We start from the raw sequence: 17,920 nt of genomic DNA on the forward strand, positions 1-17,920 counted from the left end.
TGATGGCATCAGTGAAAACGCCTGCTTCTTTGAGCAGGCGGTGAAACGAATTCGGTGTGGACGGATAAACCGTCGTTCCCGCGAAGGCGGAGTGGATGCCAATGGCATCAACTCCCCCAAGTTTTCGCGCTAACACTGCGCAGCCAAACTTGGATCCCCGCCTTCGCGGGGAAGACGATAAGGTACGGCCGGGCCGTCCCTTATCGTCGTTTACCGCATCAACGCGAGTACAGTTCGACGATCAGCGCTTCGTTGACGTCAGCAGCGATCTCGTTACGCTCCGGGAACGAACGGAAGGTGCCTTCCATCTTCTTGGCGTCGACCGAGACCCAGCTCGGCATGCCGACTTGTTCGGCCAGCGACAGGGCTTCCAGGATACGGGTCTGCTTCTTGGCCTTTTCGCGCACGGCGACGACGTCACCGGCCTTGACCTGGTACGAAGCGATGTTCACGACCTGGCCATTGACGGTGAAGGCCTTGTGGCTCACCAGCTGGCGCGCTTCGGCGCGGGTCGAGCCGAAGCCCATGCGGTAAGCGACGTTGTCGAGACGCGCTTCCAGCAGCTTCAGCAGGGTTTCGCCGGTGTTGCCCTTGCGGCGCGACGCTTCGGCGAAGTAGCGGCGGAACTGACGCTCCAGCACGCCGTAGATGCGCTTGACCTTCTGCTTTTCGCGCAGCTGGTTGCCGTAGTCCGAGGTACGGGCGCCCGACTTCACGCCGTGTTGACCCGGCTTGACGTCCAGCTTGCACTTCGAATCGAGCGAGCGGCGTGCGCTCTTCAGGAACAGGTCGGTGCCTTCACGGCGAGCCAGTTTTGCTTTTGGTCCGATATAACGTGCCACGTTGTACTTCCTTTATTTGAATGATCACGCCCCGGATGCGGATGGAATCCCGCAACAGGCGCTAGTCCGATTCTGCATGAGACCGGACGTGGCTTACAAAAAGCCCCCAATCGTGACGATCGGAGGCGACAATAGCCGGGCAGTATAACCCAATTACGGGTTAACTGCACCGGCGATCATTGACCACAATGGTGCGGTCAAAGCGCGTGGTATCCACACAACAGGCGGGCGAGCCCGCCCATCGATTAGATACGACGACGTTTCGGCGGACGGCAACCGTTGTGCGGTACCGGCGTCACGTCCTGGATCTCGGTGATCTTGATGCCCAGGTTGTTCAGCGCGCGCACAGCCGATTCACGGCCAGGGCCCGGGCCCTTGATGCGCACTTCCAGGTTCTTCACGCCGTATTCCTGAGCGACCTTGCCAGCAGCTTCAGCTGCGACCTGCGCCGCAAACGGGGTCGACTTACGCGAGCCCTTGAAGCCGGCGCCGCCGGAAGTTGCCCACGACAGGGCATTGCCCTGGCGATCGGTGATCGTGATGATGGTGTTGTTGAACGATGCGTGGACGTGTGCGATGCCTTCGGCGACGTTCTTTTTGACTTTCTTGCGGATGCGGGCTGCAGCCGCCGAGCTTTGTTGCTTAGCCATGGTCGGTTCCTAGATTATTTCTTCAGCGATTGAGCGGCCTTGCGCGGGCCCTTGCGGGTACGTGCATTGGTACGGGTACGCTGACCGCGGACCGGCAGGCCCTTGCGGTGACGCATGCCACGGTAGCAGCCCAGGTCCATCAAACGCTTGATGTTCATGGACAGCTCACGGCGCAGATCGCCTTCGACGGTGAACTTGCCGACTGCGTCACGCAGCTTTTCCAGTTCGTTGTCGTCCAGGTCCTTGACCTTCTTGTTGGTTGCAACACCAGTGGTTTCGCAGATCTTTTGCGAGCGGGTGCGACCGATACCGTAGATTGCCGTCAGGCCGATCACGGTGTGCTGATGATTGGGGACGTTGACCCCTGCAATACGTGCCATTCGATATTCCTCGTATTAACCTTGACGCTGCTTGTGACGCGGCTCGACGCAGATCACACGGACCACGCCCTTGCGCTTGATGATCTTGCAGTTGCGGCAGATCCGCTTGACTGAAGCATTAACTTTCATTTTGCACTCTCTTCCAGATTCAGATACTTAAATGTTTTACTTGGTGCGGAACACGATGCGGGCCCGGGACAGGTCGTACGGCGTCAACTCCACCGTCACCTTGTCGCCTGGGAGAATGCGGATGTAATTCATCCGCATTTTACCCGAGATGTGTCCCAATACCACGTGCCCGTTTTCCAGCTTCACGCGAAACGTCGCGTTCGGGAGATTCTCGAGAATCTCCCCTTGCATTTGGATGACGTCGTCTTTTGCCATTCGGTCTATACACTCCTGGGCGCTCGCCGCTTAACGCGACGGGATGCCGCCCTTGAAATTAGCCTTGCGCAGCAGCGATTCATATTGCTGCGACATGACGTAGTTCTGCACTTGCGCCATGAAATCCATCGTGACGACCACGATGATCAGGAGCGAAGTACCGCCGAAGTAGAAAGGTACTTTCCACTGGCTCTGCATGAACTCCGGCAGCAGGCACACTGCCGTGATATAGACCGCACCGGCCAGGGTCAGGCGCATCAGGATCTTGTCGATGTAGCGCGCAGTCTGCTCGCCCGGACGGATGCCCGGAACGAATGCGCCGCTCTTCTTCAAGTTGTCCGCCGTTTCCTTGCTGTTGAATACCAGCGCCGTATAGAAGAAGCAGAAGAACACGATCGCCACCGCATACAGCAACGCATGGATCGGTTCGCCGGCTGTCAGCGACGCGGCCAGGTCCTTCAGGAAGCCGATGAACGGATTCGAAGTGTCCTTGCCACGGGTGAACCAGTCGACGATCGTGGCCGGGAACAGGATGATCGACGAAGCGAAGATGGGCGGAATGACGCCGGCCATGTTCAACTTCAGCGGCAGGTGGCTGGTTTGGCCACCGTAGATCTTGTTACCGACCTGGCGTTTCGCGTAATTCACCAGGATCTTGCGCTGGCCGCGTTCTACGAACACGACCGCGTAGGTCACGAGGGCCACCAGAATCACGATGAAGATTGCGGCGAAGCTGCTGATCGAACCGTTCGACACCAGGGTGAACAGGCTACCCAGTGCGTTCGGCAGACCGGCTGCGATACCGGCAAAAATGATGATCGAGATACCGTTGCCAAGACCACGTTCGGTGATCTGCTCGCCCAGCCACATGAGGAACATGGTGCCGGTCAGCAGCGTCACGACGGTCACGAAGCGGAAAGCGATGCCCGGGTCGATCACGAGGCCCTGCTGGGCCTCGAGGGCGACCGCGATGCCGAACGCCTGGAACAGAGCCAGCAGCACCGTGAAGTAACGGGTGTACTGGGTGATCTTGCGGCGACCGGCCTCGCCTTCTTTCTTCAGTGCCTCCATCTGCGGCGAGACGATCGACACCAGCTGCATGATGATCGAAGCCGAAATGTAAGGCGTGATGCCAAGAGCGAACACGGCAAAGCGGGACAGTGCGCCACCCGAGAACATGTTGAACATGCCCAGGATGCCGCCCTCGTTCTGCTTGAACAGCTGGGCCATGGCGACCGGGTCAATCCCGGGGACCGGGATATGAGCACCGATACGGTACACGACCAACGCGCCAAGCAAGAACCACAGCCGGCCCCAGGGGAAACCGGATGCTGCACTTTTACCAAGTTGTGAATTAGTCGCCAATTTTTGCTCCGATCAGGCAGCGGCCGCTTTAGGCGACCGAACCGCCAGCTGCTTCGATCGCGGCTTTCGCGCCAGCGGTCGCCTTGATACCCTTGAGGTTCACCGCTTTGGTGATCTCGCCGGACAGGATGACACGCACGTCGCGAGCGACCACCGGCAGCACGCCGGCTTGCTTGAGCACCAGGATGTCGACATCGCCGACGGCCAGGGCGTTCAGGTCCGACAGGCGGACTTCAGCCTTGAACGTAGCGTTCAGCGACTTGAAGCCACGCTTCGGCAGGCGGCGCTGCAGCGGCATCTGACCGCCTTCGAAACCGACCTTGTGGAAACCGCCCGAACGCGACTTCTGACCTTTGTGACCACGGCCGGCAGTCTTGCCCAGGCCGGAGCCGATACCGCGACCGACGCGGCGCTTCGCATGCTTGGCGCCGTCTGCAGGTTGAATGGTATTGAGTTGCATAGATTTTCTCCGTTGACCAAGCCGCGGCTTAGTCGACAACTTTGACGAGGTAGTTGACCTTGTTGATCATACCGCGGACCGACGGGGTGTCTTGCAGCTCGGAAACCGAGTTGACGCGACGCAGACCCAGACCACGCACGGTGGCGCGGTGATCCTGACGGGTACCGATCAGGCCTTTGACCAGCTTGACTTTGATGGTGTTTGCCATGGTAATTCCCCTTAACCCAGGATCTCTTCGACCGACTTGCCGCGCTTGGCAGCGATGTCAGCCGGGGTGCTCATTTTCGCCAGACCGTCGAGGGTAGCGCGAACCAGGTTGTACGGGTTCGACGAACCGGTCGACTTGGCGACCACGTCGGTCACGCCCATCACTTCGAAGATAGCGCGCATTGCGCCACCGGCGATCACGCCGGTACCCGGCTTGGCCGGGGCCATCAGGACGCGCGAGGCGCCGTGGCGGCCGGTAACGGTGTGCTGCAGGGTACCGTTCTTGAGGGGCACCTTGATCAGGTTGCGGCGGGCTTCTTCCATCGCTTTTTGCACGCCGACCGGAACTTCCTTCGACTTGCCTTTGCCCATGCCGATGCGGCCATCGCCGTCACCGACAACGGTCAGCGCTGCAAAACCCATGATACGACCACCCTTGACCACTTTGGTCACGCGGTTGATCGCGATCATTTTTTCGCGCATGCCATCATCCGGCTTGTCGCTTGCCATTTTCGCTTGCATTTTTGCCATGACGATTCTTCCTTAGAACTTCAGACCGGCTTCGCGGGCAGCTTCTGCCAGCGCTTTGACACGGCCGTGGTAACGGAAACCCGAACGGTCGAAAGCGACCTCGGTGATCCCTGCTTGCAGTGCTTTTTCTGCGACGCGCTTGCCAACCAGGGCAGCGGCGGCAGCGTTGCCGCCTGCGCCGGTCTTGCCAGCCAGTTCGGCGCGCACGTCTGCTTCCAGCGTCGAAGCCGAAACCAGGACCTTCGCATCCGGGCTGATCAGGTTCGCATAGATGTGCAGGTTGGTGCGGTGAATCGACAGGCGATTCACGCCCAGCTGGGCGATCTTGATGCGGGTTTGGCGTCCGCGACGCAGACGCGATTGTTTCTTGTCCATGTCAGCTCCGATTATTTCTTCTTGGTTTCTTTAAGCTTCACCACTTCGTCCGAATAACGGACACCCTTGCCTTTGTAAGGCTCAGGCGAGCGGTAAGCGCGCACTTCCGCGGCGACCTGGCCGACCTTTTGACGATCGATACCCTTGATCAGGATCTCGGTCGGGGTCGGGGTGGTTGCGGTGACGCCTTCCGGCATCGCGTGCAGAACCGGGTGCGAGAAGCCCAGCGACAGGTTCAGGGCGTTGCCCTGCACTGCTGCCTTGTAGCCCACGCCGACCAGGTTCAGCTTGCGCTCGAAGCCCTTGGTCACGCCGGTCACCATGTTGTTGACCAGAGCACGCAGGGTGCCCGACATCGCGTTCGATTCGCGGGAATCGTCGATGACGTCGAACGACAGCGTGCCGTTGTTGTTTTCTACTTTGACCAGGCCGTTCAGCGGCTGGGTCAGGGTGCCCAGCGGGCCCTTGACGGTGATCGACGACGCGTTGATCGCGACATCGGTACCGGCCGGGACGGCGATTGGCATCTTAGCTACTCGAGACATCGTCTACTCCTTAAGCCACGTAGCAAATCACTTCGCCACCGACACCGGTTGCGCGTGCTTTGCGGTCGGTCATCACGCCCTGCGGGGTCGAGATGATTGCCACGCCCAGGCCGTTCATGACCTGAGGGATTTCATCCTTGCCCTTGTAGATGCGCAGGCCAGGACGGGAGACGCGCTCGATGCGCTCGATGACCGGACGGCCGGTGTAATACTTCAAACCGATTTGCAGTTCCGACTTGCCACCTTCGGTGGACACGGCGAAATCTTCGATGTAACCCTCGTCCTTCAGGACGTTGGCGATCGCAACTTTCACTTTCGACGACGGCATCGACACGTTGGTCTTTTGCACGCCCTGTGCGTTACGAATGCGGGTCAGCATATCGGCGATAGGATCGCTCATACTCATTGCTTGTTCTCCTATTACCAGCTAGCTTTGGTCATACCCGGGATTTCGCCTTTCATGGCGAATTCGCGGATCTTGGTACGGGCCAGACCGAATTTACGGAAAGTGCCACGCGGACGGCCGGTCATTGCGCAACGGTTGCGCTGACGGGTCGGGGCCGAGTTACGCGGCAGGGCCTGCAGTTTCAGGCGGGCTTCGTAACGCTCTTCTTCGGTCTTCGACTGGTCGTCGATGATTGCTTTCAGAGCGGCACGCTTTGCGGCGAATTTCTCCACCAGGTCTGCACGCTTCTGTTCGCGGTTAATCAGTGCAAGTTTTGCCATGCTCTTAGTTCCTGAACGGGAATTTGAAGGCGGCGAGCAGCGCTTTGGCTTCTTCGTCGGTCTTGGCGGTGGTGGTGATCGAGATGTTCATGCCACGCAGCGCATCGATCTTGTCGTAATCGATTTCCGGGAAGATGATCTGCTCTTTGACGCCGATGTTGTAGTTGCCGCGACCGTCGAACGATTTGCCGCTGACACCGCGGAAGTCACGCACGCGCGGCAGAGCCACGGTGATGAAACGGTCCAGGAATTCGTACATACGGTTGCCGCGCAGGGTCACCATCGTGCCGATCGGGTAGCCTTCGCGGATCTTGAAACCTGCGATTGCCTTGCGAGCCTTGGTCACGACCGGCTTCTGGCCGGCGATCTTGGTCAGGTCGCCGGTAGCGTGCTCGATGATCTTCTTGTCGGCGACTGCTTCCGACAGACCCATGTTCAGGGTGATCTTGGTCAGGCGCGGAACTTCCATCACCGATTTGTAACCGAATTTCTCGGTCAGCTCGGCGACGACTTTGTCTTTATACAGTTGTTGGAGACGGGCCATTTCTTATTACCCTTTCACTACTTCGCCGTTCGACTTGAAGACGCGGACTTTTTTGCCATCCACATCTTTGTAGCCAACGCGATCTGCCTTGCCGGTCGCTGCATTGAACAGCGCGACGTTCGACACGTGAATCGGCATGGTCTTGTCGACGATACCACCAGTGACACCAGTCATCGGGTTCGGCTTGACGGCCTTCTTGGCCACATTCACGCCTTCGACGATAACGTGTTCAGCATCAACGCGTTGCTGGACGACGCCGCGCTTGCCTTTGTCTTTACCGGCCAGAACGATGACTTCGTCGTTTTTACGAATCTTAGACATTACGACTCCCTTACAGAACTTCAGGTGCCAGGGACACGATCTTCATGAACTTTTCGGTACGCAGTTCGCGCGTTACCGGTCCGAAGATACGGGTGCCGATCGGCTCCAGCTTGGCGTTCAGCAGAACGGCGGCATTGCCGTCGAACTTCACCAGGGAACCGTCTTGGCGGCGCACACCCTTGGCGGTACGCACAACCACGGCATTGTAGATTTCACCTTTCTTGACGCGGCCGCGCGGAGCGGCTTGCTTCACGGTGACCTTGATCACGTCGCCAATGCTGGCGTAACGGCGCTTGGAGCCGCCCAATACCTTGATGCACAGAACTTCTTTTGCACCGGTATTGTCGGCCACTTCGAGCCGGCTTTCGGTTTGAATCATGATATTTTCTTTCCCAACTTAAGCCGTAGTAATCCCCACGGAAACCGTGGGCCTGCGGTCAGTCTTGGTCCCGCCGCACCGCCCCTGCTGGAGCAATACGTTTGGGTGATTGGACTTTCCAATGTACTTCATTTGCAGGCCGCAGCAATCGCGGAGACCAACTGCGGCGACACATGAACGAAGCCCGCTAGTATCTCAGATACCAGCGGGCGTCGCAAGACAAATTTTAGTGCTTACAGTACTTGTGCGACTTGCACAACACGCGTCAGCGTCCAAGCTTTGGTCTTCGAGATCGGACGACCTTCCGCGATCTCGACCGTGTCACCGATCTTGGCCTGGTTGGTCTCGTCGTGCGCGTGGTACTTGTTCGAGCGCACGATGATCTTGCCGTACAGCGGGTGCTTGACGTGACGTTCGATCAGCACGGTCACCGTCTTGTCCATTTTGTCGGACACGACTTTGCCGACCAGCGTACGCTTCAGCGCCGTTTTAGTGGTGTCGTTCATTTGGCTTCCTTCTGGTTCATCACGGTCTTCACACGCGCGATATCGCGGCGCACCTTCTTGAGCTGCGCGGTGTTGGTCAGTTGCTGGGTCGCGACTTGCATACGCAGACCGAACTGGGCCTTCAGCAGTTCGCTCAGCTCTTTCTTCAGAGCTTCCTGGTCCTTGCCGCGGAGTTCTGTTGCTTTCATTCTTAACTCCTGTTATTGGCCGACTTGACGCACGACGAAGGTCGTGGCCAGCGGCAGTTTGGCGGCAGCCAGGCGGAATGCTTCGCGCGCCAGTTCTTCAGCGACGCCGTCCATCTCGTACAGGACTTTGCCCGGCTGGATTTCAGCGACGTAGTACTCCGGGTTACCCTTACCGTTACCCATACGGACTTCGGCCGGCTTGTTCGAGATCGGCTTGTCCGGGAAGATACGGATCCAGATACGGCCGCCACGCTTGATGTGACGGGTCATGGCACGACGGGCAGCTTCGATCTGGCGTGCGGTGATACGGCCGCGGGCAACTGCCTTCAGACCGAATTCACCGAACGACACTGCGGTGCCGCGGGTGTGCGAAATGCCGGTGTTACGGCCTTTCTGCTCTTTACGATACTTTCTGCGGGATGGCTGCAGCATGCTTATTCTCCTGCTTTCTCAGCTGCCGGCTTGGCAGCAGCGCGGCGACCGGCTGGAGCGGTACCTGGTTTGGCGCCTGGACGCGGACGGCCGCCCGGCTTGCCATCATCGCGGCGCGGGCCGCGTGGCTTCTTCTCGTCGGCCGGGACGTCGATCACAGGAGCTTCGCCCGTTGCCGAACGGTCGCCCTTGTAGACCCACACCTTGACGCCGATGATGCCGTAGGTGGTCGATGCTTCGCTGGTGCCGTAGTCGATATCGGCGCGCAGGGTGTGCAGCGGCACACGGCCTTCGCGGTACCATTCGGTACGTGCGATTTCGATGCCGTTCAGGCGGCCCGACGACATGATCTTGATGCCGACGGCGCCCAGGCGCATGGCGTTCTGCATCGCGCGCTTCATGGCGCGGCGGAACATGATGCGCTTTTCCAGCTGCTGCGAGATCGAATCGGCGATCAGCTGCGAGTCGATTTCCGGCTTGCGGATCTCTTCGATATTGACGTGCACCGGCACGCCCATGATCTTGGTCAGCGACGACTTCAGGACTTCGATGTCTTCGCCTTTTTTACCGATGACCACGCCCGGACGCGACGAGTAGATCGTGAAGCGCGCGTTCTTGGCAGGACGCTCGATGACGATGCGGCCGACCGAGGCGTTCTTCAGCTTCTTCTTCAGGAAGACGCGTGCTTCCAGGTCTTCCTTCAGCATGTCGGCGAAGTTGCCGTTGCCAGCGTACCAGCGCGATGCCCAGTTACGGGTGACCGCCAGGCGGAAGCCGGTTGGGTGGATTTTCTGACCCATCGTATGCCCCTTAGTTACCGACAGTCACGTAGACGTGACAGGATTGTTTCGAAATGCGATCACCGCGGCCTTTGGCGCGAGCCGTAAAGCGCTTCAGGATCGGGCCCTTTTCGACATAGATCTGAACCACTTTCAGTTCGTCGATGTCGGCACCATCGTTGTGCTCGGCGTTCGCGATTGCGGACTCCAGCACTTTCTTGATGATGGTCGCGCCTTTTTTCGGGCTGAATTGCAGGATGTTCAGCGCAGCGTCGACTTTCTTGCCGCGGATCAGGTCCGCAACCAGGCGGCCCTTCTGCTCCGACAGGCGCACGCCTTTGAGGATAGCTTTAGTTTCCATTATTTCTTCGCCTTCTTGTCAGCGGCGTGGCCCTTGAACGTGCGGGTCAGGGCGAATTCGCCCAGCTTGTGACCAACCATGTTCTCGGAGACGTACACCGGCACGTGCACCTTGCCGTTGTGGACAGCGATCGTCAGACCGATGAAGTCCGGGGTGATCGTCGAGCGGCGCGACCAGGTTTTGACTGGCTTCTTGTCTTTGTTCGCTTGCGCGGCTTCGACTTTTTTCACCAGGTGGGCGTCAATGAACGGCCCTTTTTTCAATGAACGAGTCATGTCTTATCCTTATTTCTTGCCGCGGCGCGAAACGATCATCGAAGACGTGCGCTTGTTCGAACGCGTCTTCTTGCCCTTCGTCTGCTGGCCCCATGGGGAGACCGGGTGACGACCCGCAGCCGTACGACCTTCACCACCACCGTGCGGGTGGTCGATCGGGTTCATGACCACACCGCGAACGGTCGGGCGGACGCCGCGCCAACGCATTGCACCGGCTTTACCGATCTTGCGCAGGCTGTGTTCTGCATTGCCGACTTCGCCGATAGTGGCGCGGCACTCGATGTGCACGCGACGCACTTCACCCGAACGCAGGCGGACCTGGGCGTAGGTGCCTTCGCGTGCCATCAGCACGACGCCGGCGCCAGCGGTACGCGCCATCTGCGCGCCCTTACCCGGCAGCATCTCGACGCAGTGCATCACGGTACCAACCGGGATGTTGCGGATCGGCAGGCAGTTGCCCGACTTGATCGCAGCTTCCGAGCCGTTCATGACGCTGTCGCCGACAGCCATGCCTTTGGTGGCGATGATGTACTGGCGCTCGCCGTCCGCGTAGCACAGCAGAGCGATGTGCGCGGTACGGTTCGGGTCGTATTCGATACGCTCGACCTTGGCCGGAATACCGTCCTTGTTGCGTTTGAAGTCAACGATACGGTAGTGTTGCTTGTGACCACCGCCGATGTGGCGGGTGGTGATGTGGCCGTTGTTGTTACGGCCAGCAGTCTTCGATTTCTTCTCAACCAGGGCTGCGAACGGACGACCTTTGTACAGGTCGCTGTTCACAACCTTCACCATGCCGCGGCGGCCTGGGGAGGTTGGCTTCATCTTAACGAGTGCCATTATTGAGCCTCCTCGACAAAGTTAATTTCCTGACCCGGCTTCAGGGCCACGAAAGCGCGCTTGGTGTGGTTGCGGCGACCGGTGAAACGGCCCGAACGCTTGACTTTGCCTTCGCGGTTCACGGTCTGCACCGATTCCACTTCGACTTTGAACAGCAGTTCGACGGCAGCTTTGATTTCCGGCTTGGTCGCGTCAGGCAGGACCTTGAACACGATCTGTTCGTTCTTTTCCGCGACGAAGGTCGCCTTTTCGGAAATGACCGGAGCCAGCAGCACCTTCATCAGGCGCTCTTCGCTGAATTTGATTGCGGCGCTCATGCGTACATCTCCTCGATCTTGGCCAGAGCAGCTTTGGTGACCAGGACTTTCTTGTAGAACACCAGCGACATCGGGTCGGCGTGCTTCGGCTCGACAACCAGCACGTTCGGCAGGTTGCGCGATGCCAGCAGCAGGTTTTCGTCGATGGTGTCGGTGATCACCAGGACCGATTCCAGGCCCATGCTCTGCAGCTTCTGCGACAGCAGCTTGGTCTTCGGGGCTTCGATCGACAGGTTTTCGACGACGCTCAGGCGCTCTTCGCGGGCCAGCTGCGACAGGATCGAGCACATGCCGGCGCGGAACATCTTCTTGTTCACTTTGTGGGTGAAGTTCTCGTCAGGCGAGTTCGGGAAGATGCGACCACCGCCACGCCACAGCGGCGACGACGACATACCGGCACGGGCGCGGCCGGTACCTTTCTGGCGCCAAGGCTTCTTGGTCGTGTGGGAGACTTCTTCACGATCCTTCTGCTTGCGGTTGCCGCTGCGCGCGTTGGCGGCGTAGGCGACCACGATCTGGTGGATCAGTGCTTCGTTGTAATCGCGACCGAAGACTTCATCGGTGGCGTTCACGTTCGAGCCGGCTTGGCCTTGCTCGTTCAGGAGCTTCAGTTCCATCTTTTACGCTCCTTTCTTTGCTTTGACCTTGACGGCCGGCTTGACAACCACTTGGCCGTTCTTGGCGCCAGGAACGGCACCCTTGACCAGCAGCAGTTGACGCTCGGCGTCGATACGGGCGATTTCCAGGTTCTGGGTGGTGACGGTTTCGTCGCCCATGTGACCGGTCATGCGCTTACCAGGGAACACGCGACCCGGATCCTGCGCCATACCGATGGAGCCAGGAACGTTGTGCGAACGCGAGTTACCGTGGGTTTGGCGGCCCGAAGCAAAGTTGTGACGCTTGATGGTACCGGCGTAGCCTTTACCGATCGAGGTGCCTTGCACGTCGATTTTCTGGCCGACTTCGAACAGGGATACATTGACTGCGTCGCCAGCCTTGAAACCAGCGGCTTGCTCGGCGTCGATGCGGAATTCCTTCAGCAGCGTACCGGCTTCGACACCAGCTTTGGCGTAGTGACCCGCACTGGCCTTGTTCACGCGGGAAGCGCGACGTTGACCGAATACGACCTGAACAGCGGAATAACCGTCGGTTTCAGGAGTTTTGATTTGCGCAACACGGTTGTTCGACACGTCCAGCACGGTGACCGGGATCGAATCCCCGTCATCCGTGAAGATGCGCATCATGCCAACCTTGCGACCGAGAAGGCCCAGGCTCATTTTTTCTCCAATTCCCACCTGCGATTGGGCGGGGATAGTTGAACTACAAAACGCATGGGCAAAAAAAGACATGCCCATACCGAAGCCGGCTAGTATAGCGCCCGCATCGGAAGGACGCAACAGGAGAATGCGAAGAGTTGACGCGGCCTGTTGCGTTTCACGCTGTGTTCTTGGAGAGAAAAGAAATCTGACCTGGCTGGTCAGCACAGAAAAGGCACACTGCTGCGCCTTTTCTCTACAGGCGCTCGTGAAGCTGAGACCTGCGCTATGAAGAAATTCTGGTGGGCGGTGCAGGATTCGAACCTGCGACCCCTTGGATGTCGACCAAGTATTCTAACCAGCTGAACTAACCGCCCGGGGAGCCGCATTATACGAGCAACAATCCGGAAAGCGCAATACCCGGATGCAAAATCTTGTGCGCTGCACGAGACCGTTACAATTGACCGCTCGTTAAGCAGTACGTTGGAAAGGATGAATGCATGGATCTGGTGTTTTTCAATAACACGACGCTGGCGTGGCTGACGGCGCTCGGCGTCGCCGCCGCGGTGATGCTCGCGCTCTACGTGACCAAGAAAGTGGTGGTGCACCACCTGCGCCGGCTGGCCGCGCGCACCGAGACCCGGCTCGACGACATCGCCGTCGAAACCCTGGATGCGACACGGCTGTTCGTGATCGTCGTGATGGGCCTGTTCGCCGGCAGCAAGCTGCTGGTCTTGCCCGAGTACGTGCACCAGCTGGTGACGCGGGTCGCCATCGTGAGCGGCCTGCTCCAGGCGGCGCTGTGGGGCAACCGCGCCCTGCGTGCCTGGCTGACCGAGTATTACCGCAACCGCTCGGACGAACCCGGCCGCGCAACCTCGGCGGCGGCCGTCAGCTTCATTGCGCGCATGGTGCTGTGGATCGTGATCCTGCTGATGATCCTGGATAACCTGGGCGTCAACATCACCACCCTGGTCGCCTCGCTCGGCATCGGCGGCGTGGCCGTCGCACTGGCGGTGCAGAACATCCTGGGCGACCTGTTCGCGTCCCTGTCGATCGTGCTGGACAAACCCTTCGTGATCGGCGACTTCGTGATCGTCGACAAATACCTGGGCACGGTCGAATACGTGGGCCTCAAGACCACGCGCATCCGCAGCCTCGGCGGCGAGGAACTGATCTTCGCCAACGGCGATTTATTGAAAAGCCGGCTCCAGAACATGACGCGCATGCAGCGGCGCCGCATCGTGTTCTCGATCAGCGTGACCTACGACACCCCGCGCGACAAGTTGGCGGCGATCCCGCCGATGCTGACCGAAATCGTCAAGGCACAGCAGACCGTGACCTTCGACCGCGCCCACTTCCAGGGCATCGGGCCGTCGTCGATGAATTTCGAGGTCGTCTACTGGGTCGAATCGCCGGACTACAACCGCTTCATGGACATCCAGCAGGAAGTCCTGCTGCAGATCGTCGACGGCCTGGCGGCGCGCGACATCCGCCTCGCCTACCCCACCCAGGTGCTGCACACGCCGGACCTGCGCAGCGCGGCCGAAGGGGCGGCCGCAGCCACTGCAGCGCAGCGCAATGCCGCTCCGGTGGATGCCCACGGCAGTGTGCTGCCGGCGCGCCGCGCCTGATCGGCGCCCGCGTTACGGCAGCGGGCCGGTCGAAGCGCGCACCACTAGCGTGCTGCTCAGCGCGGTGGCGCGCAGCGGCGTGTGCAGGCCCTTGATGCGGTCGATCAGCTGCTCGATCGCCAGGCTCGCCATCTCGCGCTTGGGCGGCGCCACCGTCGTCAGCGGCGGGTTGGTGTAGCCGGCACCGTCGATGTCGTCGTAGCCGATCATCGACAGTTCTTCCGGAATGCTCACCCCGGCGCGCCCGGCCGCACACAGGGCGCCGAGGGCCATCAGGTCGCTGGTGACGAACACCGCGCTGGGCGGATGCGGCTGGCCCAGCAGGCGGGCAAACGCGGCGTGGCCGCCGGCACTGGTGAATTCGTCGTGCACGATGCGCCCGGGCGGCACCGGCAGGCCGGCCTCCCCCATCGCGCGCAGGTAGCCGGCCACGCGCTCGCGCGCACGCGGCAGGTCGGGCGGGCCGGACACGCAGCCGATCGCACGGTGCCCGAGGCCGATCAGGTGGCGCGTGGCCTGGTAGGCGCCCTCCTCCTGCCCGGCCAGCACCAGGTCCGCCTCCAGGCGCGGCAGCGCACGCTCGAGCTGGACGATCGGCACCGCTTCGTGGCGCAGCATCAAGTCGCGCTCGTCGTCGGCGCCGCTGGCGACCAGGACCAGGCCGTCGATGCGCTTTCCCATCAGCAGGCGCAAATAGGCCGCCTGCTTGCGGGCGCCGCCATGGGCGTTACACAAGATCATGTTGTAGCCGCGCTGGAAGGCGGCTTCCTCGATCCATCGGATCAGCTCGGCAAAATAAGGATTCGAACTGTTGGGCACCAGCACGCCGATGGTGTTGGTCTTGTCGTTCTTGAGGCTGCGCGCGACGGCGCTCGGGATGTAGCGCAGCTCGTCGATCACGCCCTGCACCCGCTGGCGCACGTCGCTGCTGACGACGCGCGTGTTGTTGATGACGTGCGACACCGTCGAGATCGAAACCCCGGCAAGCTGTGCGACCTGCTTCATTGTGGTCATCGCGATCTCCCCAATACGCGATCGGATCTGTTTTATTGTTGCCGTTCGCTGCACACTGCGCGGACGAGGCGATCGGGCTGGTCGACGTACAGGAATACGCAAGCCATGCCGGTCCGCTCCACGCCGAGGTGAGTCAGGCGCACGTGGCTGTCCGGTGTCAACATGAGGGCTGTGTTCGGCTTGTCAAGAGGTGTAGCCGTCAGCGTACGGTGGCGCTCGATGCCTTCGCGGCGGCACCAGATGTGCGCGTCGACATCGATGCGCCGGCAATCGGCAATGGCCGCCAGCGGGATCGTGCCGCCCGTACGGACGCCGACGTGCAGCTCGAGCCCGTCCGCGGTCAGCACGTGACAGCCGCGGCCGATATGCCAGCGATCGCCCAGTACCCAGACCAGGGTCGACAGCACGCCGATCGCCAGCAGTGCGTGCAGTACGTGCACCTTGTGCGGATCGACCAGGGTCGGCGGCAGCAGCGGCAACAGCGCCGCATCCAGCGGCAATTCGAACAGGGCCGCCATCAGCGCGATGGCGATGCCGGTGCGGTAAGCGCCGCGTTCGAGATAGGTGAAGGCCTGGCCTGCGGGCAGCAGCCACTTGAGCAGCAGCATGCCCAGCAGGATCAGCCACGCGCGCTTGGCCATGTCGCGCCAGGTGCGCGTGCGCAAGCGCTCGGCCAGCTGGGCAACCTGGTGGAAGGCGGCGGCGGTCATGGCGGTCCTTGTGACGGTTTCCCGAAGCAGGCGCTACGGTATTAACATTTTGTCACAGAACTGTTTAGTGCGTGCAGCTAAATGGCGACACGAGGGCCGTCGGAATGAAAACGGGGCCGGCCCGCAAAGCGGTACCGGCCCCATGGTCATGACGGCCAGCGGCCGGCATGACGGAATTTTGGCGAGCGTATTACTGCAGCTTGATTTCGACGTCGACGCCAGCCGGCAGGTCCAGCTTCATCAGTGCGTCAACGGTCTTGTCGGTCGGGTCCACGATGTCCATCAGACGCTGGTGCGTACGGATTTCGAACTGGTCGCGCGAGGTCTTGTTGACGTGCGGGGAACGCAGGATGTCGAAGCGCTGGATGCGGGTCGGCAGCGGAACCGGGCCCTTGACGACTGCGCCGGTGCGCTTGGCGGTGTCGACGATTTCCAGAGCGGACTGGTCGATCAGTTTGTAGTCGAACGCTTTCAGGCGGATACGGATTTTCTGATTCGGAGCGGACATGCTATTTCCTTAAAAAAGAACGAACCGGCTTATCGCCGGCAATCATGTAAAGGTGATGCGGGTACTGCAGGAGGGACGGCAGTATAACACCGTTTTCCTTCCGATTGCTTCTGCTGCTGTCACAAAAAAGGGACAGAACCGAAGTTCTGCCCCTCTTTCATTACCTGTCCGATAAGTTACCGGACAGGCTGATCGTAGCGATTAGGCCAGGATCTTGGCGACCACGCCGGCGCCGACGGTACGGCCGCCTTCGCGGATTGCGAAGCGCAGACCTTCTTCCATCGCGATCGGAGCGATCAGCTTGACGGTGATCGACACGTTGTCGCCTGGCATGACCATTTCCTTGTCTGCCGGCAGTTCGATCGAACCGGTCACGTCAGTCGTACGGAAGTAGAACTGCGGACGGTAGTTGTTGAAGAACGGGGTGTGACGGCCGCCTTCGTCTTTCGACAGAACGTAGATCTCGCCGGTGAAGTGGTTGTGCGGCTTGATCGAGCCCGGCTTGGCCAGAACCTGGCCACGCTGGACGTCTTCACGCTTGGTGCCGCGCAGCAGCAGGCCGACGTTGTCGCCAGCTTGACCCTGGTCCAGCAGCTTGCGGAACATTTCCACGCCGGTGCAGGTGGTCTTCACGGTGTCGATGATACCGACGATTTCGATCTCCTCGCCGACCTTGATGATGCCGCGCTCGACACGACCGGTCACCACGGTACCGCGGCCCGAGATCGAGAACACGTCTTCCACCGGCATCAGGAAGGCGCCGTCAACGGCACGTTCCGGGGTCGGGATGTAGCTGTCCAGGGCTTCGGCCAGGCGCTCGATGCATGCTTCGCCCATTTCGCCCGGCTGGCCTTCCAGCGCCATACGTGCCGAACCTTTGATGATCGGCAGGTCGTCGCCAGGGAACTCGTACTTCGACAGCAGTTCGCGGACTTCCATTTCGACCAGTTCCAGCAGTTCTGCGTCGTCGACCAGGTCGCACTTATTCAGGAACACGATGATGTACGGAACGCCAACCTGACGCGCCAGCAGGATGTGCTCGCGGGTCTGCGGCATCGGGCCGTCAGCGGCCGAGCACACCAGGATCGCGCCGTCCATCTGGGCGGCACCGGTGATCATGTTCTTGATGTAGTCGGCGTGGCCTGGGCAGTCGACGTGCGCGTAGTGACGGTTCGCGGTTTCGTACTCGACGTGCGCGGTGTTGATGGTGATGCCGCGTGCTTTTTCTTCCGGAGCCGCGTCGATCTGGTCGTAGGCCTTGGCTTCGCCGCCGAATTTCTTCGACAGAACGGTTGCGATTGCAGCCGTCAGGGTGGTTTTGCCGTGGTCAACGTGACCGATGGTGCCGACGTTGACGTGCGGCTTGGTCCGTTCGAATTTACCTTTTGCCATTT

31 protein-coding genes and 1 tRNA gene are annotated in these 17,920 nt (G+C 60.3%); 1 reads left to right on the top strand and 31 read right to left on the bottom strand.

Annotation, left to right across the window (positions count from 1 at the left end; genetic code table 11):
* Window positions 1-218: 218 nt before the first annotated feature.
* The 27 genes from rpsD to U1H99_RS26690 all read right to left on the bottom strand — a co-directional run bounded on the left by rpsD (window position 219) and on the right by U1H99_RS26690 (window position 13,037).
* Window positions 219-842: a 30S ribosomal protein S4 gene (gene rpsD, locus U1H99_RS26560; RefSeq protein ID WP_141835658.1), complete on the bottom strand. Its 624-nt coding sequence runs from the start codon at window positions 840-842 to the stop codon at window positions 219-221.
* A gap of 245 nt (window positions 843-1,087) precedes the next feature.
* On the bottom strand, window positions 1,088-1,492 hold the full coding sequence (rpsK, locus tag U1H99_RS26565) for a 30S ribosomal protein S11 (RefSeq protein ID WP_036172227.1): 405 nt from the start codon (window positions 1,490-1,492) through the stop codon (window positions 1,088-1,090).
* Window positions 1,493-1,506: 14 nt separating this feature from the next.
* Window positions 1,507-1,872, bottom strand: coding sequence for a 30S ribosomal protein S13 (gene rpsM / locus U1H99_RS26570; RefSeq protein ID WP_141835661.1), 366 nt, complete (start codon window positions 1,870-1,872; stop codon window positions 1,507-1,509).
* Window positions 1,873-1,887: 15 nt separating this feature from the next.
* Window positions 1,888-2,001 (bottom strand): 50S ribosomal protein L36, encoded by a 114-nt coding sequence (gene rpmJ / locus U1H99_RS26575; RefSeq protein ID WP_005663407.1) that lies wholly within the window; start codon window positions 1,999-2,001, stop codon window positions 1,888-1,890.
* Window positions 2,002-2,037: 36 nt separating this feature from the next.
* Window positions 2,038-2,256 carry a translation initiation factor IF-1 gene (infA, locus tag U1H99_RS26580; RefSeq protein ID WP_005663428.1) on the bottom strand — a complete coding sequence of 73 codons (219 nt, stop codon included), beginning with the start codon at window positions 2,254-2,256 and terminating at the stop codon, window positions 2,038-2,040.
* Window positions 2,257-2,286: 30 nt separating this feature from the next.
* Window positions 2,287-3,621, bottom strand: coding sequence for a preprotein translocase subunit SecY (gene secY, locus U1H99_RS26585; RefSeq protein WP_141835664.1), 1,335 nt, complete (start codon window positions 3,619-3,621; stop codon window positions 2,287-2,289).
* Window positions 3,622-3,649: 28 nt separating this feature from the next.
* Window positions 3,650-4,081 carry a 50S ribosomal protein L15 gene (gene rplO, locus U1H99_RS26590; RefSeq protein ID WP_141835667.1) on the bottom strand — a complete coding sequence of 144 codons (432 nt, stop codon included), beginning with the start codon at window positions 4,079-4,081 and terminating at the stop codon, window positions 3,650-3,652.
* Window positions 4,082-4,109: 28 nt separating this feature from the next.
* The gene (gene rpmD / locus U1H99_RS26595; RefSeq protein WP_141835670.1) at window positions 4,110-4,289 is read right to left on the bottom strand and encodes a 50S ribosomal protein L30; all 180 of its coding nucleotides are present in this window, start codon (window positions 4,287-4,289) and stop codon (window positions 4,110-4,112) included.
* Between the two features lie 11 nt (window positions 4,290-4,300).
* Window positions 4,301-4,819 carry a 30S ribosomal protein S5 gene (rpsE, locus tag U1H99_RS26600; protein ID WP_047826112.1) on the bottom strand — a complete coding sequence of 173 codons (519 nt, stop codon included), beginning with the start codon at window positions 4,817-4,819 and terminating at the stop codon, window positions 4,301-4,303.
* Between the two features lie 12 nt (window positions 4,820-4,831).
* Window positions 4,832-5,194 (bottom strand): 50S ribosomal protein L18, encoded by a 363-nt coding sequence (gene rplR, locus U1H99_RS26605; RefSeq protein WP_141835673.1) that lies wholly within the window; start codon window positions 5,192-5,194, stop codon window positions 4,832-4,834.
* 11 nt (window positions 5,195-5,205) lie between these two features.
* A complete protein-coding gene (rplF, locus tag U1H99_RS26610) occupies window positions 5,206-5,739 on the bottom strand; it encodes a 50S ribosomal protein L6 (protein WP_141835675.1) in 534 nt (177 codons plus the stop codon).
* Window positions 5,740-5,749: 10 nt separating this feature from the next.
* Entirely contained in the window at window positions 5,750-6,145 is a 396-nt protein-coding gene (rpsH, locus tag U1H99_RS26615; protein ID WP_141835678.1) for a 30S ribosomal protein S8, read from the bottom strand.
* Window positions 6,146-6,159: 14 nt separating this feature from the next.
* Window positions 6,160-6,465: a 30S ribosomal protein S14 gene (gene rpsN, locus U1H99_RS26620; RefSeq protein ID WP_141835681.1), complete on the bottom strand. Its 306-nt coding sequence runs from the start codon at window positions 6,463-6,465 to the stop codon at window positions 6,160-6,162.
* A 4-nt stretch (window positions 6,466-6,469) separates the two neighbouring features.
* Window positions 6,470-7,009 (bottom strand): 50S ribosomal protein L5, encoded by a 540-nt coding sequence (gene rplE / locus U1H99_RS26625; protein ID WP_141835685.1) that lies wholly within the window; start codon window positions 7,007-7,009, stop codon window positions 6,470-6,472.
* 6 nt (window positions 7,010-7,015) lie between these two features.
* On the bottom strand, window positions 7,016-7,330 hold the full coding sequence (gene rplX / locus U1H99_RS26630; protein WP_141835689.1) for a 50S ribosomal protein L24: 315 nt from the start codon (window positions 7,328-7,330) through the stop codon (window positions 7,016-7,018).
* A gap of 10 nt (window positions 7,331-7,340) precedes the next feature.
* Complete coding sequence (gene rplN, locus U1H99_RS26635; RefSeq protein ID WP_036172202.1) at window positions 7,341-7,709, bottom strand: 50S ribosomal protein L14; 369 nt, start codon at window positions 7,707-7,709, stop codon at window positions 7,341-7,343.
* 233 nt (window positions 7,710-7,942) lie between these two features.
* A complete protein-coding gene (rpsQ, locus tag U1H99_RS26640; RefSeq protein ID WP_141835692.1) occupies window positions 7,943-8,215 on the bottom strand; it encodes a 30S ribosomal protein S17 in 273 nt (90 codons plus the stop codon).
* A complete protein-coding gene (gene rpmC, locus U1H99_RS26645; RefSeq protein WP_323144670.1) occupies window positions 8,212-8,403 on the bottom strand; it encodes a 50S ribosomal protein L29 in 192 nt (63 codons plus the stop codon). The genes rpsQ and rpmC overlap by 4 nt, the downstream gene beginning before the upstream one ends.
* Window positions 8,404-8,415: 12 nt before the next feature.
* Window positions 8,416-8,835: a 50S ribosomal protein L16 gene (rplP, locus tag U1H99_RS26650; protein ID WP_005663456.1), complete on the bottom strand. Its 420-nt coding sequence runs from the start codon at window positions 8,833-8,835 to the stop codon at window positions 8,416-8,418.
* 2 nt (window positions 8,836-8,837) lie between these two features.
* A complete protein-coding gene (rpsC, locus tag U1H99_RS26655; RefSeq protein WP_141835697.1) occupies window positions 8,838-9,635 on the bottom strand; it encodes a 30S ribosomal protein S3 in 798 nt (265 codons plus the stop codon).
* 10 nt (window positions 9,636-9,645) lie between these two features.
* On the bottom strand, window positions 9,646-9,978 hold the full coding sequence (rplV, locus tag U1H99_RS26660; RefSeq protein ID WP_170976705.1) for a 50S ribosomal protein L22: 333 nt from the start codon (window positions 9,976-9,978) through the stop codon (window positions 9,646-9,648).
* Entirely contained in the window at window positions 9,975-10,250 is a 276-nt protein-coding gene (rpsS, locus tag U1H99_RS26665; protein ID WP_036240336.1) for a 30S ribosomal protein S19, read from the bottom strand. Before rpsS ends, rplV begins: the two co-directional genes overlap by 4 nt.
* Before the next feature lie 9 nt (window positions 10,251-10,259).
* Window positions 10,260-11,087 (bottom strand): 50S ribosomal protein L2, encoded by an 828-nt coding sequence (gene rplB / locus U1H99_RS26670; RefSeq protein ID WP_141835702.1) that lies wholly within the window; start codon window positions 11,085-11,087, stop codon window positions 10,260-10,262.
* Window positions 11,087-11,404 carry a 50S ribosomal protein L23 gene (rplW, locus tag U1H99_RS26675; RefSeq protein ID WP_141835705.1) on the bottom strand — a complete coding sequence of 106 codons (318 nt, stop codon included), beginning with the start codon at window positions 11,402-11,404 and terminating at the stop codon, window positions 11,087-11,089. The genes rplB and rplW overlap by 1 nt, the downstream gene beginning before the upstream one ends.
* Window positions 11,401-12,021, bottom strand: coding sequence for a 50S ribosomal protein L4 (gene rplD, locus U1H99_RS26680; protein WP_323144671.1), 621 nt, complete (start codon window positions 12,019-12,021; stop codon window positions 11,401-11,403). Before rplD ends, rplW begins: the two co-directional genes overlap by 4 nt.
* Before the next feature lie 3 nt (window positions 12,022-12,024).
* Complete coding sequence (rplC, locus tag U1H99_RS26685; protein WP_141835711.1) at window positions 12,025-12,681, bottom strand: 50S ribosomal protein L3; 657 nt, start codon at window positions 12,679-12,681, stop codon at window positions 12,025-12,027.
* A 279-nt stretch (window positions 12,682-12,960) separates the two neighbouring features.
* Window positions 12,961-13,037 (bottom strand) — tRNA-Val (locus tag U1H99_RS26690).
* A 123-nt stretch (window positions 13,038-13,160) separates the two neighbouring features.
* On the opposite strand from U1H99_RS26690, the gene U1H99_RS26695 reads away from it, so the two are divergent.
* A complete protein-coding gene (locus tag U1H99_RS26695) occupies window positions 13,161-14,294 on the top strand; it encodes a mechanosensitive ion channel family protein (RefSeq protein ID WP_323144672.1) in 1,134 nt (377 codons plus the stop codon).
* 12 nt (window positions 14,295-14,306) lie between these two features.
* Here the strand turns inward: U1H99_RS26695 and U1H99_RS26700 are convergent, their stop codons facing one another.
* From U1H99_RS26700 to tuf, 4 genes are all read right to left on the bottom strand, one after another.
* Window positions 14,307-15,308 (bottom strand): LacI family DNA-binding transcriptional regulator, encoded by a 1,002-nt coding sequence (locus U1H99_RS26700; RefSeq protein WP_323144673.1) that lies wholly within the window; start codon window positions 15,306-15,308, stop codon window positions 14,307-14,309.
* A gap of 32 nt (window positions 15,309-15,340) precedes the next feature.
* Window positions 15,341-16,018: a hypothetical protein gene (locus U1H99_RS26705; protein WP_323144674.1), complete on the bottom strand. Its 678-nt coding sequence runs from the start codon at window positions 16,016-16,018 to the stop codon at window positions 15,341-15,343.
* Window positions 16,019-16,208: 190 nt separating this feature from the next.
* Complete coding sequence (gene rpsJ / locus U1H99_RS26710) at window positions 16,209-16,526, bottom strand: 30S ribosomal protein S10 (protein ID WP_036209000.1); 318 nt, start codon at window positions 16,524-16,526, stop codon at window positions 16,209-16,211.
* Between the two features lie 201 nt (window positions 16,527-16,727).
* Window positions 16,728-17,918, bottom strand: a complete 1,191-nt coding sequence (gene tuf, locus U1H99_RS26715; RefSeq protein ID WP_141835865.1) for an elongation factor Tu — start codon at window positions 17,916-17,918, stop codon at window positions 16,728-16,730.
* Window positions 17,919-17,920 lie beyond the last annotated feature (2 nt).

Source organism: Massilia phyllosphaerae (genome assembly GCF_034659755.1).
Classification (GTDB): domain Bacteria; phylum Pseudomonadota; class Gammaproteobacteria; order Burkholderiales; family Burkholderiaceae_D; genus Telluria; species Telluria phyllosphaerae.